The following is a 15,104-nucleotide window of genomic DNA, read 5'->3' on the forward strand; positions in this document are numbered from 1 at the left end:
TCGGTTACGCCGGGCCGATTGCACGCCCGACTCCGGCGGCTACCTCCGGGTGAGCGAGGTACTCCTGGATGTCGTGCGCCCGGTCGCGCGCGTTGGCGACGGCTACTTCGGTCAGCTTGCCCCAGGTGTCTCCGAGCGGGCAGCCGACGGTGACGGTATCCGTCGGGCACCAAGCGTTGAACCAGTCGGTGACCCGTTCGGGGCGTTTGGCTCCGGGGACCAGCAGCCGGTCGTAGACGGCATTCATGCCCAGTGGGCTGCCGACCGTGACGAGCAGATCAACCGCCAGCTCTTCCGGAAGCTTGCGGATGAGGTCCATGCCGACGACGGTGCCGAGGCTGTGAGTGACCAGGACGAGATTGCCGGAGGACGGCGTCGTCTCCAGCACACAGTCCAGGACTGCTTGGCGGACGTGCTGATTGTCGAGGTACGCGGCGACATCGCTGAGGATCGTGGCAATGACCCATTCATCCAGATCGGTCTTGGCTGCCAGCCAGCTCAGCTGTCCCTGGAGGGCACCAACCAGCTTGCTCCCGAACCCCTCGGTGGCAAGCAGACCATCCCGCGGCATGTCTGCCTTTGCGGCAGCCTCGGCGATGAGTTGCTCGTAGGTGTCTCTGGCGGTACCGGCGGGTGCGAACGCTTCCGCAGTGGCCCCGGTGGTCAGTTCCTCGAAATGGCGCGGGACGGCTTCGTTCCGCTCCAGGGCGTCCATCAACCTGTCGCCGTAGTAAGGGAACCAGGCATCCGCTGGGTCGATCGGAGCGATTCCGGCGCGGGTGAGTCCGTGATTCAGCCCAGCGGTCCAGTTGCGGCGAAGCGCCTCGGGGTCTTTGTTCTGCTGGCTCCTGCCGTGCAGGAAGACCAGGTGCCGCGTGCCGCCGAAGGCAGTGCTCCGGGCGCGCAGGCCGGTACGGTCCACTCCCTCACGTGCAGGTCGTGGGGCAACAGGTGGAGCCGCTGCCCGGGTCGGCTGGGCGACGACGGCCTTCTGCTGGAGCCCGGAGTCCGAACCCATCTCAGCCAGGACCGCACGGCGTGCAGGATTGAGCTCAAGCGCCGCGAGGCGCTTCAGGATCGAACTGATGCGGATACCTTCGTTCGAGATGTACTCGACGGCGTTGTCACCGTCCTCACGCCGCCAGAGCTGGCCATCCTTGCGCAGGATTCGTCCCTGGCCGTCTGTTTTCGGCACCCCGAGGTGGTGCAGCGCCACCACTTCCCATTGGTCATTGAAGACCGGAGACCCGGAATTGCCAGGCTCGGTGTCGGTCTTGTAGTGGAGGTAGTCATCCAGACGTACCAGGAGACCGTTGTCCCGGATGGCGATTTCCTTGAAGCGGCCGTTTGGGTGCCCGATGATGTTCACCGCTTCGCCGAGAACCAGTGTGCCCTGTTGGACACTCAGCTTGTTCCAGCCGAACTTCTCGCCCGGCGTGGGGGCGCCGGTGGTGTTGGCGAGCTGAACGAGGGCGAAGTCGAGCCGCTCGTCCGCTATGAAGAATGCGCTGGGGTCGAGTTCGATCCGGGCCGTTTGATCGGGCGTGTTGTCGATGGTGACCTGGGCATTGAACTCTACGAAGCAGTTTTGAGCGGTTGCTTCGTCGGGCAGCACGTGGTGGTTGGTCATCAGCAGACGGGGCGACACCAGGAAGCCGGTGCCCTGTGGCAGCTCGCGGCCGTTGTCGCGTACCGAGATCCGCGCGACGGTGCCGGCGACTCGGACGCCGCGTGGCAGGAAGCTCCAGGCCTGCAGTTCGTTGGACACCCCAATGATGCGCTCATTCGTACCGGGCATATCCAACGGCTCTGCGTAAAGCTTCGCCACGGCAGCCGCGGGGGGAACTCCGCTCCGGTCGAGCAGCCGTGTTGCGCGGGCGGCGATGGCCTCCGGCGAATCCGGGAACTTCACCCCGGCATCCAGGTCCCGCTGTGTGGCCTGCCGCTCGGTACTCGTCTCGTGGTATCGACGGGCGGCGGCCTTGGCTTGCGTCTCGAATTCCTTGAGTGTTCGCTGTGTTGCTGGCATGGGAGCCACCATCTTCATTGCCTCGTCGAGTGTGCCTGCGTTCCAGGGGCAAGCACAGGGACTCGTGACGCACCAAGTGAGGTGAATTCTGGGAATGTGACGGAGTAAACGCCGAGTGGGTAACAGTGGATGCTCGTCACGCCATCCTTCCCCGGAAATGATCATTTCAGGGGAAGGAGCTTATCCCCAGGTTGTCCAGCTGGGTGACCATGGCGTCAACCGTCTCCTGGGGGACGTCGTCGATGTTCTGTGCCGTTGGTGTCTGTGTGAGTCCGCTGGCGCTTTGGAACGAAACCAGGGCTGACCGCGTACCGGGGCCGAAAACTCCGTCGAGTCCGTTTGGGCTGAAGTCAAGTGCCTCCAGGGCGGTCTGCAGTCCGATGGTCAAGTTTACTGGGATGGGAAAATTGCCGGACCGCATGTTTGCATCGAGCTTCTGTGAGGGGTCGAAAACCAGCTGAGTGAAGTCGCCTGGTGGTGGTGCGGCCATCCAGCCGGCGAGGGTGAAGAGCAGTCCGTTGCGGACGTTCCGTGGGATGACCCCGGGGTTTCCGGCCTCCGTCATCTTGCACTCCCGCGCCATGGTCAGCCATTCCTCGGTCGCTGCGGCGGCCTGGAACAAGGGGAACTTGAAAAGAGGGCCCAAGGCCCACGCCATGCTGAGCAGGCCGAGCTGTCCGTCAGCAGGCCACTCGTCGAGGTTGGCGAACGGTGCCCGAGTTCGCAGGGATGTCTCGAAACTGTCCAGCTTGCTGGATATCAGCTCATCAATCGTCGAGTCAGTGATGCGCAGCCGTGTGATGGCTTCTTTCTGAGTCAGTGTGGCGAAGGCTGTTCCGCTGAATTTGACCGTTTGATATTCGGCCTCTATTTCGGTGTGACTGGCTGTCGCGTGCGTGGTCTTATCGAACCAAGGCAAGGTGAAAATGTCGGGGAGCGGGTGTGGGTTGGTGCCGAAGTGGCTGGCATCGTCGGCGTCGAGCAGGTTTCCCACTCCAGTGGAGACCAGGCTTTTGACGTCCAGGTACATGAACCGGACACGGCCTTCCAGTGGCTCACTGAACGGGATGAATGCATTTTGAACGCTCTGGTGCATGTCTGGCTCTCTTCAGTCCGATAGCCGACCTGGGAGCTTTCCTCACGCGGTCTTTCCGGTAGGCCGACAGGGCGATGACGATGTCCCTCCTGAGGGCGGCATTGACGGCCGGTCACGTTGGGGACGGTTGGTGCCGCGACCCACCTGGCGGCACCAACCGCGGCCTGCGGATCAGAGCAGGCCTCCCCACACGGTTCCCGGAACCACTTGGCATTCCTCGCCACGGGGGTCGCGGCACAGGTACGGGGGCGGGTCGCCGACATCGTCACCGAAGTTGCCGCCCACCTCTTTCCTGGCCAGGGAGGGCTGTCCGTCGTCGAGGAACGGCCGCAGAACGAGGAACGGCTCGATGGGCTCCGAGCGGTCAATCTCGTTCTGGACCGGCAAGTTGAATGGCATGGCCTGCCTCCCAACGTCGGCGCACCGGGTTGGGCGCCAGTGACTGGGGGCGAGCCACGGTCACCGGCGCGATGACGGTTCAGATCTGCAGAATCTTGGTGAGCGTGTCGAGGAAATCGCTCGCCTCGACGCCCCTGGTGTCGTCGTGGCCACCAGCGGACGTGTGTCCGGTGCGGTCGATGGGCGGCGCCTGCCGCGGCATCTCCAACGTGGTCGGCTTGGCAGGCCGCTCCACGTCTCGTTCGTTCTGGTCGAACTTCATGGCCTTCCTTCCGTCATGTCGTCATGTCATTGACCGTGAAGGGTCATGCGTCATGTCGTCGGGGGGCGTCAGAGCGCCGGTAACGGGGGAGTGCCACCGTCAAGGCGCGGTGACGGTTCAAATCGGGAGGAATTTGGAGAGGATCCCGGTGAGCAGCCCGTTCGCGTCGACGCCCTGGTTGTCGCCGTACATGCCCGGCGTCGTGTGTCCGGTGCGGTCGATGGGCGGCGCCTGCCGCGGCATCTCCAGCGTGGTCGGCTTGGTGAGCCGCTCCACGTCTCGTTCGTTCTGGTCGAACTTCATGGCCTTCCTTCTTCCGTAGTGCCGTCATGTGATGTCGGCTACGGGTGTCACGGTGCCGATGACCGGGCGGACCGCTGTCACCGGCACGGTGGCGGTTCAGATGGGGAGCACCTTTGCGAGCATGTCGGTGAGGAACCCGTTCGCGTCGACGCCCTGGTTGTCGCCGTACATGCCCGGCGTGCTGTGTCCGGTGCGGTCGATGGGCGGCGCCTGCCGCGGCATCTCCAGCGTGGCGGGCTGCTTCGGCTGCTCCGCTACTTGCTCCATCCGGTCATTCATCATGGTCTTCTTCCTTCCACTCTGTCGGCCTGCCGGCGGGCTGCACCCGTCGGCACCGTCCACCCACGCACTGCCGTTGCAGCGGTGGTGGCTCAGCAATCTCCCGTACCGCCTGACAGGTCATCGCCCTCACCCGTCACGCCGCAAGGCCGCCGCGGGCGAAGCACATCTGCCGTGCGATCCCTGTCATGTCGGCGCAGCGCGCGGCCGCTTCGATGCCGTCTCCGCTGTTCTGCGCCGCTGGGGCGTTCCACCCGTCCCGACGCACCGGCGGTGCCTGGACCGGGAGGGCGATCTTCCGCTGCTTCTCCGGATCCTTCATGGTCTTCTCTCTTCGTTGTCTCGGCCATCGGTGACACGTTCAGATGTCACCGAGGAACGTGTGGACCGGTGCCAGGCTGACCGGAGGCAGGTCGCTGACGTCGATCGTGAACAGGTAGTTGACCTTCGACCGCCGGTCGTCCTCGGGGTCCATGAAGGTGACGATGACGTCCTGACAGTCCGAGCCGATCCGGCAGTACGGACTCTTGGAGACCCGGACGGAATCCAGCGCGTAGAAGTTGTTCGCCGACCCCGGTACGTGCTGGGCGGACAGCAGTCCATCCGCGATGGACTTCCCCAGCTGGAACGCATTGGTCCCCGCGTAGTTCATAGCCCGGTCGGCGGAGCTCTGCCCCAGGTTGCGGAACTGGTAGTAGACCTTGTCCAGGAGCGCGCGGATGGTCTTCTTGAGGTCGTCCGGGTTCGTGGTGTTCTCGTTGCGGGGATCCTTGGTGACCGCCTCCACCACGGCGTTGACCAGCAAGGTCTCGTTCCAGGTGGAGACCCCGCGGGCCATGACCTCGACCACGGGGACGACCTGCCCGGAGAACAGCCGGACCGTTCGGTCCGTGAGTACTCCGGGGATCGACACCCGGGAGATCAGGCCCAGGTCGTCGTCGGGCTTGACCTGTCCCGCGATCGCCTCCCGGAAGATCTTGTAGACCATCGACACAGGCGGGTAGGAGTGGTCGGCGACCAGGTAGTCCGCGAGCTTCTGCGGATCGAGCGCGGCCTCCTTGGCCAAGCGCTTCGCCTCGTCCGGGTCGGCGACGACCGGCCCGCCCCAGTTCATGCCGGCGGCCGGCTCAGCCTCCAGTGCGTAGATCGGCGTACGATCCAACTCCAGCGTCCAGGTCAGTTTGTCGGACTCCCACGGATTCATCGACAGGTAGTCGCTCAGCTGAATCGGGTTGTACACGCTTGGTTGGGTGAAGGACGGCTCGCCGTTCGGACCCGGTTCCCCCGGGATCCACGGCATGAGCTGGCGGAAAGTGTCCCTTCGGGCTTCGGTCCGAAAGTCGAACCCGATCGTGCCGATCGCGTAGACGAGGGGGCCTCCGGCCTTTCCTTTGCATGTGCATGAACCGTTGCCTTCGTCTCCGCACGAGGGACGGACACCGTGCCTGAGCCCACTGCCGACGGGGGGCGGTCCCCCTGGGGGAATGGGTGCCATGGCCGATACCTCTGCACCCGCGACCCCGGCTGCTTCATGTGCGGGGACATCCACGCCACTGGCGTCCATGGCCCTGACTCCTTCCAGCGATGTCGCGCGGGACGTCCCGGGTTCAGGGAGTTCTCCCGCAGGGCCGGCTCCTGGATCAGGGACGCCGCGCGTTTCCGTGCTTCCGGCGGGTACCGGAGCAGGCGGGGGCGGGGGTATCTCGGTCCGTGCTTCCTCACCCGCAGTCTCGGCTGCTTCGTGTGCAGCGACGTCTGTACGATCGGTGTCCATGGCACTGACTCCCTCTGTCATTTCCGAGTGGGACGTCTCCGTGTGGGGCGCCTGCGCTGGGGACATCCCGAGCGCAGGGGGTGCACCAGCGGGGTTGACTCCCGGTTCGGCGGCGGTGAACTGCGTCTGCCGCACGCCCTGTGGCGGCGTAGGCGTCACCCGTATTGCAGACACATCGGATTGCCTTACGGAGGTGCTTCCCCGCCCCACGATGAGGTCGTAGGCCCTCCCTGCATCCAGGGTCCCGACGAGCCGGCGTCGGCACTCGGGGGCGTCATCGGGGGAGCAGGGGGCAGCGGATGCGGTCTTGAGGATGGCACTGGCCACTGCCTTGGGATCCGCGTCGTGGCCTTCGCGGAGCTGAGCGGCCACGAGCAGCGCGGCCACTCCCGATACCACAGGAGTGGCGAAGCTGCTGCCGGTCAGCGCCGCTCGCCCGCCACCAGGTGCGGCGCCCCAGACATCCTGGCCCGGCGCCAGCACACCATTCGTGTGGTACGCCTTGCCCCAGTTGTTGATCGTCAACGGCGCGCCGTCGCTACCCAGCGCTCCGACCGCCAGCACCGACGACACGGCAGCCGGCACCTGCAGGCAGTCGCATCCGTCGTTGCCCACGGCTGCGACGACGAGGACGCCGCTGTCGTCGCACCGCCGCAGGGCACGTTCCAGCATGCTGTCGGCTTGTGCGTCCGGTGTGCGCTCGCCGCCACTGATGTTGATGATGTGTGCCCCCTCCTGGACTGCCCGCTCGATTGCCCTGGCCAAATCCAGCTGGGGCACGCGGCCTTCCTGCGTGTCACGGAACACCGGGAGGATCAGTCCGCGGCAACGGGGGGCAAGACCGACGACAGGGCTACCCCGCTGGCCGAACAGCAGACTGGTGACGTGTGTGCCATGCAGCGACATCCGTCCTCGCCCGGCGGGTTCGTCCACGAGCGTGTTCAGCCTCGTGAGGTGTGCGCCATCGAAGCACGGGTGGGACAGATCGACAGGTCCGTCGAGCACTGCTACCCGCACCCGGGCGTCACCGAGAAGGTCCTTCTGCCGCAGTGCAGGGGTCTGAAGGATCGATCGGGCTTCCACTCCGACCTCCTCTCCGCCAATGGCACGGGACGCGGTAGCCGTTCAGCACCAGACTCCGACCCGCTCATCCCGCGGGCGTCCCCCGAACCGTCCAAAGGCGTTCCGCAAACGTCTCTGGCGCGTCTCCTGTCCGTGGATCCGCCGGTCAGACGCAGTTGCTCAGTGGGCGAAAGAAGGTCGAACCGGCCAGGAGAGGGGGGTGTAAAACACCTTCGCTCCGGTGCCAGCGGCATATCCAGATGCGCGAACCAGCGGCCGGTCGCAAAGTGGTGCATGTGAATTCGAAGAGCGCACACCTAGAACTACTTGGGGTTTTCGAGTTCGCACACGACGGAAGCCGCATCCCCCTCCCTCTGGGAACCCAGCGCCTGTTGGCCTTACTCGCCCTGCAAAAGCACGGTGTCTACAGGGGGGCAGCTGCCGAACAGCTCTGGCCCGACTGCACACCCAGCCGCGCAGCGGCGAACCTGCGGTCTGCCCTTTGTCAAGGCAGACGGATACGGTCCGTAGCTGTAATCGACAGCGTCGGCCGCCGTCTGCGACTCTCGCCCTCGGTGGACGTCGACCTCTATCGAATGCGGAAGACAGCGCAGGAAATCACTGCCGGGCTCAGCCCGCTGCCGGCGGATTGCGAGGCCGTTGTCAACGAGCTGAACCAGGAGCTGCTGCCGGGCTGGCCGGATGACTGGCTCATTCTGGAACGCGAGCACTGGGAGCAAGCACGCCTCCACGCTCTTGAGAGCCTCGCCCACCAGCTGCAGACGGCAAAGCAGTATCTGCCCGCGCTCCAGGCGGCAACGACTGCCATCGCTATCAATCCGATCCGGGAAACCGCTCACCGCATCGTCATTGAGGTACACGTAGCCGAGGGCAACACGGCCTGCGCGCTCAAGCACTACCACAACTACCAGGAGCTACTGCAGCAGGAACTTGAAGTGTCTCCCTCACAGCAGATGAACCAGCTGGTGCAGGACCTGATCACTACTACATAGTTGCTTCCTGTCCCAACCCGTGGCCGCCCCGCCGTGAGGCACTGGCATCCACGGGGCAGCAACCGGCCCACGACGCGTGGCACGACCACCAGTTGGCTCTCGGGCAGGCGGTGGTGAGCCTCTTGGCACGTAGGCTGATCACGTCGGGAAGATATCGGGAAGACGGGTGACGCCGGGGAGGTCGTCCGGGTCAGCGACGACGGCAGGCGGACACCGATCCGGAGATGGTCGGAGCACGAGAGATGTTCCCGTGAGTTTCAGCGTGCGCGGCATGCCCCCATGCACTGCCCGCTGCCACAGGGCCTTGCCGGACACCCCGGACCGCATCGGCCGTAGGCTCGCGGATCAAGGAGAGCGTGCGGCGCAGGCAGACGCTCAACCGAGGCTTGGTGCCGGTCAGGCCGTTGCCTTCGCCCGCGCGACGGCGGCTGCCGCAAGGCCCCGGATGAGGGGGTGCGGGCGGGTGCCGTCGCCGGCGAGTTCCGGCTGGAAGAGGGTGGCGAGGAAGAACGGGTGCTCCGGCAGCTCGGCGATCCGCACTTCGCCGTCGGTGTCAGTGCCGGTGAACTGCAGCCCGTGGGTGCGCAGCAGCTGAACGTGGTGGGGGCCGGCGCCGAAGTTGCAGTGATAGCGCTCGATGGATCGCTCAGCGCCGATGAGCGCTTCGGCACGGGAGCCCGCGGTCAGCTCGACGGTGCCCTCGTGACCGACCAGGGAGCACGCAAGCGGCACCACTACGGCGTCGGCCGCCGACGTGTCGGGCGCGTTCTCCGCGTGACCGGCCGTTGGCAGCCCGGCCACGTTGCGGGCGTATTCGAGCAGGACGTGCTGGAAGCCGGCGCAGGTGCCGAGCAGGGGGATGCGGTCCTCGCGGGCGGTGCGGATGGCCGCGAGCGCGCCGGCCTCGCTGCGGTACGGGCTGCCGGGCAGCACCCAGATCGCATCGAACCCGGTCAGGGTCGTGTGGTCCGCGATATCCCAGGTGGGGATCCAGTAGGCGTCCAGGTCCAGGCCATCACGCTCGCGCAGCGCGTCGAGCAGGCCCGGAATGCGGGTGTGGGAACGCACGTGTGGCGAGCGGTCGCCGACCAAGGCGACGCGGGCGGTGTGTGTCATGCGGCCATCCTGAGCCGCCCACCTGCATCACGTCCAACGATGATTCCTGTATCCAGAATCAGCAATACTGATATTCATGGATCCGCAGCACCTGCGTACTTTCGTCGCCGTGGTCGACCACCGCTCCTTCTCCGCCGCCGCCCAGGCCCTCGGCTACACCCAGTCCGCGGTCTCGCAGCACATCGCGAGCCTCGAGACCGATCTGGAGACGCCGCTGCTCACCCGCCGACCGGTAGCGCCGACCCAAGCGGGCGAGCGCCTGCTGGAACACGCTCGGCCGCTGCTGCTGCGCCTGGACGCGGCGCGGGCCGACATCGCGCGCCTGCGGCAGGTGCGCCCGGGGCGACTCGCGTTGGCCTGCACGCCGGGCGCGCTGACGCCCGCCACCGCCCTCGCGCTGGTACGCGCCCGCACCGCGGCCCCACAGCTCGCGGCCTCGATGCGGGTGTGCGGCAGCACCGAAGCGATCCGGGCGGTGCTGACCGGCGCGGCGGACCTGGCGCTCGTCGACGGCGCGGTGGCACCCAGCGATCCACTGGCGTTGCCCGATGCCGGCTCTCTGCCCGCCTTTCCCGTCAGCGAGGAACCCCTCGCGGTGCTGCTGCCCGCCACCCACCCGCTCGCGGGCCGTCCGGTGCTGCGGTTGGCCGACCTCGCCGCCGCCCGCTGGATCGACGCACCCGACGCCGCCGTACCCCTGGCCCAACTCCGGGCCGCCGCCCGGTCCGACGGCTTCGGCCACCAACTCACCTACGCCGGAACCGACATCCGCGGACTGTCCGTCCTGGTGGCCGCCGGAGCCGGCCTCACCACTGCGGCCCTGCCCGCAGCCGAAGACCTCCCCGGCATCGCGGCCGTACCGATCACCGAGCCCCGCGTCGTGCACCGCACCGAGCTCCTGCACCCCCGCACACCCACCACCCTGGCCGCCGAACTCGTCGACACCCTGCGGCCGGCGCAGTGACCGCAGCGGAGCGGGCACGCACCACGTCCGACCCGTCTCATCCATGAAGCCGTGACGAGGACGAGCCCTTCGGCAGCGGCCGCCGCGCTGGTGACCCTGCGCCTGCTGGCCGGTGAGGGCCGGGCGCGGGCGGCCGCGCCCTTCATGGCACTGGCCCCGGGCGCGGTCTGGGTCGAGGTCTCCGCCGACGGCTACTTCGCGGCGGTCGCCGCCTGGGCGCTGGCCCTGCTCGCCCTCGCGGCCACCCGGACTCGGGCGGGCAGACCGCGCTGCCCTGCGCCTTCCTGCTCGCCATGCTGGCCGCCGACCTGTCCGGCATGAGCAAGGCGGAGACCGAACGCATCTGGCTGCCCTTCACCTGGTGGTTGCCGGCGGCCGCCGCGCTACTGTGGGGGAGGTGGACGAGGGTGTCGACGGCGTCCACCGGGAGGGCACCTGCTGCGCGCCGTTCCGGCCGAAGCTCCAGCGGCTTGTCCGCCGCAGCTGTACCGGAGCCGAGGGGACAGGCCCAGGCCGAGAGGCGCACGAGACGAACTGCAATCATCGGCCTGGCAGGCATCGTCCCGCTCGTGGTCGGCCTTCTGGCGGCGTACGCCGTGGCCCGCGCCCGCGCCGACGCGGTGAGGTGGCCTCCGGCTTCGCCGAGGCAGGGAGAACGCACCGGAGGAGTTGTGCGCAGGGGAGCTGGGCCGAGGGGAGCTGGGCCGACTGCAACCGCCCTCAACCGGACAAGCGGAAGGCCGGCGTGCGGCTGCGCGGCGTGATCACGCCTTCCACCTGATGGAGTGGCTGCCGGCGGTCTCGGAACGTACGGCCTGGTGCCGCATCAGGCAACGTTCGCCCTGTCAGAGGGGAGGGCTATCCTTCTGGCTGGTCAACCGCGTTTTCTCAGCAGGAGGTTGAGGCCCTGATGGCTGTGTCGTCCCATGACTCGATGCTGGAGCTGCTCTCGGCAGACGGCCCTGACCCCGACAACGCCGAGGCGATGATGCTGTACGGCCGGCTGGTCGGAACGTGGAACATCAGCAACCGGTACCGGTTCGGTGACGGTCAATGGCGCAGCGCGGCGGGCGAGTGGCGTTTCGGCTGGGTCCTCGGCGGGCGGGCGGTGCAGGATGTGCTCTTCTGCCCGGAGTTCCACGACCGGTTCCCCGGCACCACCATCCGCATGTATGACGTCACGACCGGGCTGTGGCAGATTACGTGGATCTCACCGAAGCTTCCTTCGTACTTCTCCCAGGTCGGTCGACCTGACGGTGAAGGCGGGATGATCCAGGAGGGAACCGACTCCGAGGGCCGGCGCTCGCGGTGGACGTTCAGCGATGTCACGCCGACGTCTTTCCGCTGGCAGGGATTCAGCGCCGCCCCCGACGGCGAGTTCGAGTTGTTCCAGGAGATGCACGCGACACGCGCGTAGTGCGGCATCCGCGACGCGGTGGTGCGGTCTCGGCAGGCTGCCGTTGGTGGCAGAACGAGTACGGGTCTGGGAGATCGACGACGACGAGGGGCAGCGGCTGCTGCGGATCATTCGCCGGGGCACCGGGCCGGTGGTGACCTGGCGGCGGCCCTCTGCGACGCCGGTCCCCGGCCGGACTGCCCATGCAGATACGAGCCGGTGCGCGTGGGTCCCGGATGCGCCATGGGTCAGTCGTCGGTCTCCATCAGGACCCTGACGGTGTTGAGCTGGGTGTCGACGGCATCGGGCACGTTCATTCCTGCTGCGATTCCTGAGCGCAGGTACTCGAGCACGGGCTCGCTGAGCAACTCGCCCGGCAGGACTGCGGGGATGCCTGGCGGGTAGGGCGTGAGCATCTCGGCGGCAACGCGGCCGGCAGCCTGCTGTACGGGAACGTCCCCCACGGAACCGAAGAAGGCGTCACGCGGCAGGCAACTCTGTTTCAGACGCAGGGATCGGGGTTCCGGAACGCTGACCGTGGGGCCGGGTGGCAGGCCCGACGCGGCACGGGAGACGGCCTTGAGCGCCTCCAGCAGCATGCCTGTCGTTTCCTCGTCGTCCGCGTGGGTGAGCTGGGTGTTGATGCGCCGGTGGTCGGACAGGTGCACGTCGACATTCCGGTGTTCGCGCAGCCAGTCAGCCACCTTGTATCCCGTCGTGTTCAGTCCGCTGACGTCAATGACGACGGGGAGCGGATCGAGGTCGTCCGCCAGTCCGGGCCCGCAGAAGTCGGCGCGGTCATGGACGTGGAGTCCTTCGATCTGCTCGATCGCCGCCCGTACCCGGGCCGCCAGGCTCAGGACCCCGTCCATCAGGTCCCGGCCGTGCTGGGCCATCTGACGGCGCCAGCCGTCGAGACCGGCGTAGATCAGCACGGAGGGGCTGGTCGTCCCGAGCAGGTCGGCGCGGGTCTTGAGCAGGGCCGGGTCGATCAGGTCTCCCTGCAGATGGAAGACGGAGCCCTGTTCCAGTCCGCTGCCCATTTTGTGGATGCTGGTCACACAGACATCCGCACCCGCGTCCATGGCCCAGGTGGGCAGATCGGGGTGGAAGGGCAGATGCGCTCCCCATGCCTCGTCAACGATCAGTGGGCGGTCCCGGCGGTGGCAGGTGTCCGCGATGGAGCGGAGATCCGCGCAGCTTCCATACGGGGTCGGGCTGGTGACCAGGGCCCCTTTCGCGTCCGGGTGGGCGGCGAAGGCCCTCTCGAAGTCCTCTGCGGAGGGCGGGTGAGCCAGATGCCGGTCGGTGTCCCACCTGGGGTCCACCCACACGGGCTGGATGCCCGCGAGAATCAGACCGGAGACGACGGACTTGTGCGCATCCCGGCCGATCAGCAACTTTTCGTGGGGGTGCGCTACGGAGAGCATGGCGGCCTTCACGGAGAGGGAACTCCCACAGGTCGAGAAGAAGGTGTGGGAGGCGTGCACGGCATCTGCCATCAGCTTCTCGGCGCGTTCGAGGACCTTGTTCCGCGTACGCCGGTCGTCCAGGCCGCCGGAGGCCAGAACATCTCCGTAGAAGACGGCGTCGCCCAGGACGTCACGGACCCGCGGGTCGGCACCTCGCGCCTGCTTGTGGCCGGGCGGGCTGAAGGCCAGCCGGGCCGATGCATGGTACTGGGCGAGAGCTTCCAGTACGGGCGCTTGGCTGTGATCAGGAGACATGGCACACGGGTTCCCGATGCCACATGCGACTAATCCGGGGCCAGGTCTCGTAGCCCCCTACCCCAGGCTGCAGGCAGCCCGGATCATCCGCACCTCAGCTCGGGCTGATTCCGGGCTGTCCGGGAACGGTGCCACCAGGTTCGCGTTTCGGCGGGACGCACCAGAAGGAGGCAGGCGGGGGAGTGGGGCCTTCCACGCTGGGCGACTGATGCCGGCGAGGAGGCCCAGACCTTCCGCGGCTGATCAGTGGCGTCCGTGCGCCGTGTCGGATACTCCACCGAAGAGCCGGGCGACGGCCCGGAAGGGCAGAGTGACCACGGTGGCGATTGCGCTCCCGATGGCGCGGAGAACGTCTGCGATGGCTGTCAGCACGAGGAACCTCCGTCCTGTGTGGTGTCGCGGCGCACCCGGTTGAGTACGTCCCCGGGCCCGGCGACAACTCGCCCAACCAACTACCACCGTAGGCACACCACGAGGCAACCGCTCCCGGAATGGACGCTGCCAGCGCTCGTCGTGGGCCGGCTGTCGGCCGGCGTGTGCGCGGCGTGGCGAAGGAGTGCGGGCGCGCCGACGTCAACCGGCCTCCGGCAGCCGGACGTACACGGTACCGGCGCTGTCGGTGCGTACCTCGAACGAAGGCTGTGGAGCGGTTGCGGGGCCACGGATGTTCTGGCCGTCCGAGAGCCTGAATGTGCTGCCGTGCCAGGGGCATTTCACACAGCCGTCGGTGATCTTTCCCTCGGACAGCGGACCGGAGAGATGACTGCAGCGGTTCGCGAGGACGTGCACTTCGTCTCCGTCCTCTCGGACCACGATCACCGGCACCTCCCCCACCTCGCGGCGCACGGGCTTGCCGACGGGCAGGTCGTCCATCCGTCCCAGGAGCTGCCAGTCCGGCTTCAGCAGGCGTGGCACCGGCTCCGCCTTGTTCGTCCCCGCCCCGTGCCGAAAGGCCAGATGCCCGCCCAGCATGCCGCCCGCGGTGGCCGCGGTCAGGCCCGCGAGACCCAACGCCTTGCCCCGCCATGGCCGCCCCTGACGGCGGGCCGCCCAGGAACCGGTGTACAGGCCGATGGCTGCGGCGTTGGCCGCGGCGTGGACCACACCGGTACGCATCTGCCGCTTGTGCTGTTCGGCCCAGTCGACCCAGCCCGTCAAGGCCGCCGGTACGGCCGCGACGACACCCACGCCAACAAGAAACCGGGCGCTGCGGGAGGCGCCAGGAACCACGTCGAGAAGGGCGGCGGACGTCCACGCGCCGATGGGAACCTGCACGAGGGCGGGGTGAAGGGGGTGCCCGAGCTGTCGCCCGTGGAGAACGTCGCGGTACCGCCCCAGAGGCAGGGCGCGCACGACCTTCCGCAACGGTGCGATCACCGCATCCAGCGCCTTGGCGTCGGCCAACGAGTCCAGCGAATTCGCCAGGGAAGAAGCGTTGAGGTCTGCGCCGGCACTCCGCATTCGGGACGTGCCTGAGGCGAGGGAAGGCCTGTGCGTGAACATCGCCGAGAGCATCCGCATGGTGGGCGTGTCCCACGGGCGAAGAATCTCAAACGGGAGCGGGCGCCGCTCCACTCTGCTGGCTCCGGGACTGTCGCGCGCAGGAGCAACCGGGCAAGGCTCCCACGCCGGCATGACCGGACGGTGCGGCGACCGTGACCGGAGCGCGGGCGGCTGCTGGTCT

The 15,104-nt window shown here is 67.5% G+C and carries 15 protein-coding genes and 2 pseudogenes; 4 read left to right on the forward strand and 13 right to left on the reverse strand.

All coding sequences use genetic code 11. The features are described 5' to 3' along the window. Window positions 1-4: 4 nt before the first annotated feature. The 9 genes and pseudogenes from ADL29_RS11890 to ADL29_RS46525 form a co-directional block, all read right to left on the reverse strand. A complete protein-coding gene (locus tag ADL29_RS11890) occupies window positions 5-2,029 on the reverse strand; it encodes a trypsin-like serine peptidase (RefSeq protein WP_053923636.1) in 2,025 nt (674 codons plus the stop codon). A 166-nt stretch (window positions 2,030-2,195) separates the two neighbouring features. After that, window positions 2,196-3,125 carry a peptidoglycan-binding domain-containing protein gene (locus ADL29_RS11895; RefSeq protein WP_053923637.1) on the reverse strand — a complete coding sequence of 310 codons (930 nt, stop codon included), beginning with the start codon at window positions 3,123-3,125 and terminating at the stop codon, window positions 2,196-2,198. Between the two features lie 171 nt (window positions 3,126-3,296). Next, complete coding sequence (locus ADL29_RS11900; protein ID WP_053923638.1) at window positions 3,297-3,524, reverse strand: hypothetical protein; 228 nt, start codon at window positions 3,522-3,524, stop codon at window positions 3,297-3,299. 79 nt (window positions 3,525-3,603) lie between these two features. After that, complete coding sequence (locus ADL29_RS11905; protein WP_053923639.1) at window positions 3,604-3,786, reverse strand: hypothetical protein; 183 nt, start codon at window positions 3,784-3,786, stop codon at window positions 3,604-3,606. Between the two features lie 117 nt (window positions 3,787-3,903). Then, window positions 3,904-4,089 (reverse strand): hypothetical protein, encoded by a 186-nt coding sequence (locus ADL29_RS11910; protein WP_053923640.1) that lies wholly within the window; start codon window positions 4,087-4,089, stop codon window positions 3,904-3,906. Between the two features lie 96 nt (window positions 4,090-4,185). After that, on the reverse strand, window positions 4,186-4,371 hold the full coding sequence (locus tag ADL29_RS11915) for a hypothetical protein (RefSeq protein WP_053923641.1): 186 nt from the start codon (window positions 4,369-4,371) through the stop codon (window positions 4,186-4,188). A gap of 133 nt (window positions 4,372-4,504) precedes the next feature. Then, on the reverse strand, window positions 4,505-4,690 hold the full coding sequence (locus ADL29_RS11920) for a hypothetical protein (protein WP_053923642.1): 186 nt from the start codon (window positions 4,688-4,690) through the stop codon (window positions 4,505-4,507). A gap of 39 nt (window positions 4,691-4,729) precedes the next feature. Further along, a complete protein-coding gene (locus tag ADL29_RS46520; RefSeq protein ID WP_425424234.1) occupies window positions 4,730-5,608 on the reverse strand; it encodes a cyanobactin maturation protease PatG family protein in 879 nt (292 codons plus the stop codon). Window positions 5,609-6,451: 843 nt separating this feature from the next. Then, window positions 6,452-7,225 (reverse strand): annotated as a pseudogene (locus ADL29_RS46525) (S8 family serine peptidase); the annotation flags it as partial. Window positions 7,226-7,779: 554 nt separating this feature from the next. Here ADL29_RS46525 and ADL29_RS43425 point away from each other — a divergent pair. Next, window positions 7,780-8,217, forward strand: coding sequence for a bacterial transcriptional activator domain-containing protein (locus tag ADL29_RS43425; protein ID WP_157878469.1), 438 nt, complete (start codon window positions 7,780-7,782; stop codon window positions 8,215-8,217). Between the two features lie 396 nt (window positions 8,218-8,613). Here the strand turns inward: ADL29_RS43425 and ADL29_RS11935 are convergent, their stop codons facing one another. Further along, entirely contained in the window at window positions 8,614-9,333 is a 720-nt protein-coding gene (locus ADL29_RS11935) for a CTP synthase C-terminal region-related (seleno)protein (protein WP_053923645.1), read from the reverse strand. A 76-nt stretch (window positions 9,334-9,409) separates the two neighbouring features. On the opposite strand from ADL29_RS11935, the gene ADL29_RS11940 reads away from it, so the two are divergent. The 3 genes and pseudogenes from ADL29_RS11940 to ADL29_RS11950 all read left to right on the forward strand — a co-directional run bounded on the left by ADL29_RS11940 (window position 9,410) and on the right by ADL29_RS11950 (window position 11,714). Further along, on the forward strand, window positions 9,410-10,297 hold the full coding sequence (locus ADL29_RS11940) for a LysR family transcriptional regulator (RefSeq protein ID WP_053923646.1): 888 nt from the start codon (window positions 9,410-9,412) through the stop codon (window positions 10,295-10,297). A 69-nt stretch (window positions 10,298-10,366) separates the two neighbouring features. Continuing rightward, window positions 10,367-10,576, forward strand: a pseudogene (locus tag ADL29_RS46245) (hypothetical protein); the annotation flags it as partial. Between the two features lie 655 nt (window positions 10,577-11,231). Then, on the forward strand, window positions 11,232-11,714 hold the full coding sequence (locus tag ADL29_RS11950) for a hypothetical protein (protein WP_063788456.1): 483 nt from the start codon (window positions 11,232-11,234) through the stop codon (window positions 11,712-11,714). A gap of 227 nt (window positions 11,715-11,941) precedes the next feature. Here the strand turns inward: ADL29_RS11950 and ADL29_RS11955 are convergent, their stop codons facing one another. The 3 genes from ADL29_RS11955 to ADL29_RS11960 form a co-directional block, all read right to left on the reverse strand. Continuing rightward, window positions 11,942-13,420, reverse strand: coding sequence for an aminotransferase class I/II-fold pyridoxal phosphate-dependent enzyme (locus ADL29_RS11955; RefSeq protein WP_053923649.1), 1,479 nt, complete (start codon window positions 13,418-13,420; stop codon window positions 11,942-11,944). Between the two features lie 243 nt (window positions 13,421-13,663). Next, complete coding sequence (locus ADL29_RS46010; protein ID WP_281181818.1) at window positions 13,664-13,792, reverse strand: LPFR motif small protein; 129 nt, start codon at window positions 13,790-13,792, stop codon at window positions 13,664-13,666. Between the two features lie 201 nt (window positions 13,793-13,993). After that, window positions 13,994-14,923: a Rieske (2Fe-2S) protein gene (locus ADL29_RS11960; RefSeq protein WP_425424227.1), complete on the reverse strand. Its 930-nt coding sequence runs from the start codon at window positions 14,921-14,923 to the stop codon at window positions 13,994-13,996. Between the last annotated feature and the right edge of the window lie 181 nt (window positions 14,924-15,104).

It is taken from the genome of Streptomyces chattanoogensis (genome assembly GCF_001294335.1).
In the GTDB taxonomy this organism is placed as follows: Bacteria; Actinomycetota; Actinomycetes; order Streptomycetales; family Streptomycetaceae; genus Streptomyces; species Streptomyces chattanoogensis.

What these genes read in the sequence shown, in the direction of transcription:
- ADL29_RS11890 (WP_053923636.1), bottom strand. Translation starts at nt 2,029, where the DNA reads ATGCCAGCAACACAGCGAACACTCAAGGAATTCGAGACGCAAGCCAAG.
- ADL29_RS11895 (WP_053923637.1), bottom strand. Translation starts at nt 3,125, where the DNA reads ATGCACCAGAGCGTTCAAAATGCATTCATCCCGTTCAGTGAGCCACTG.
- ADL29_RS11900 (WP_053923638.1), bottom strand. Translation starts at nt 3,524, where the DNA reads ATGCCATTCAACTTGCCGGTCCAGAACGAGATTGACCGCTCGGAGCCC.
- ADL29_RS11905 (WP_053923639.1), bottom strand. Translation starts at nt 3,786, where the DNA reads ATGAAGTTCGACCAGAACGAACGAGACGTGGAGCGGCCTGCCAAGCCG.
- ADL29_RS11910 (WP_053923640.1), bottom strand. Translation starts at nt 4,089, where the DNA reads ATGAAGTTCGACCAGAACGAACGAGACGTGGAGCGGCTCACCAAGCCG.
- ADL29_RS11915 (WP_053923641.1), bottom strand. Translation starts at nt 4,371, where the DNA reads ATGATGAATGACCGGATGGAGCAAGTAGCGGAGCAGCCGAAGCAGCCC.
- ADL29_RS11920 (WP_053923642.1), bottom strand. Translation starts at nt 4,690, where the DNA reads ATGAAGGATCCGGAGAAGCAGCGGAAGATCGCCCTCCCGGTCCAGGCA.
- ADL29_RS11935 (WP_053923645.1), bottom strand. Translation starts at nt 9,333, where the DNA reads ATGACACACACCGCCCGCGTCGCCTTGGTCGGCGACCGCTCGCCACAC.
- ADL29_RS11940 (WP_053923646.1), top strand. Translation starts at nt 9,410, where the DNA reads ATGGATCCGCAGCACCTGCGTACTTTCGTCGCCGTGGTCGACCACCGC.
- ADL29_RS11950 (WP_063788456.1), top strand. Translation starts at nt 11,232, where the DNA reads ATGCTGGAGCTGCTCTCGGCAGACGGCCCTGACCCCGACAACGCCGAG.
- ADL29_RS11955 (WP_053923649.1), bottom strand. Translation starts at nt 13,420, where the DNA reads ATGTCTCCTGATCACAGCCAAGCGCCCGTACTGGAAGCTCTCGCCCAG.
- ADL29_RS11960 (WP_425424227.1), bottom strand. Translation starts at nt 14,923, where the DNA reads ATGTTCACGCACAGGCCTTCCCTCGCCTCAGGCACGTCCCGAATGCGG.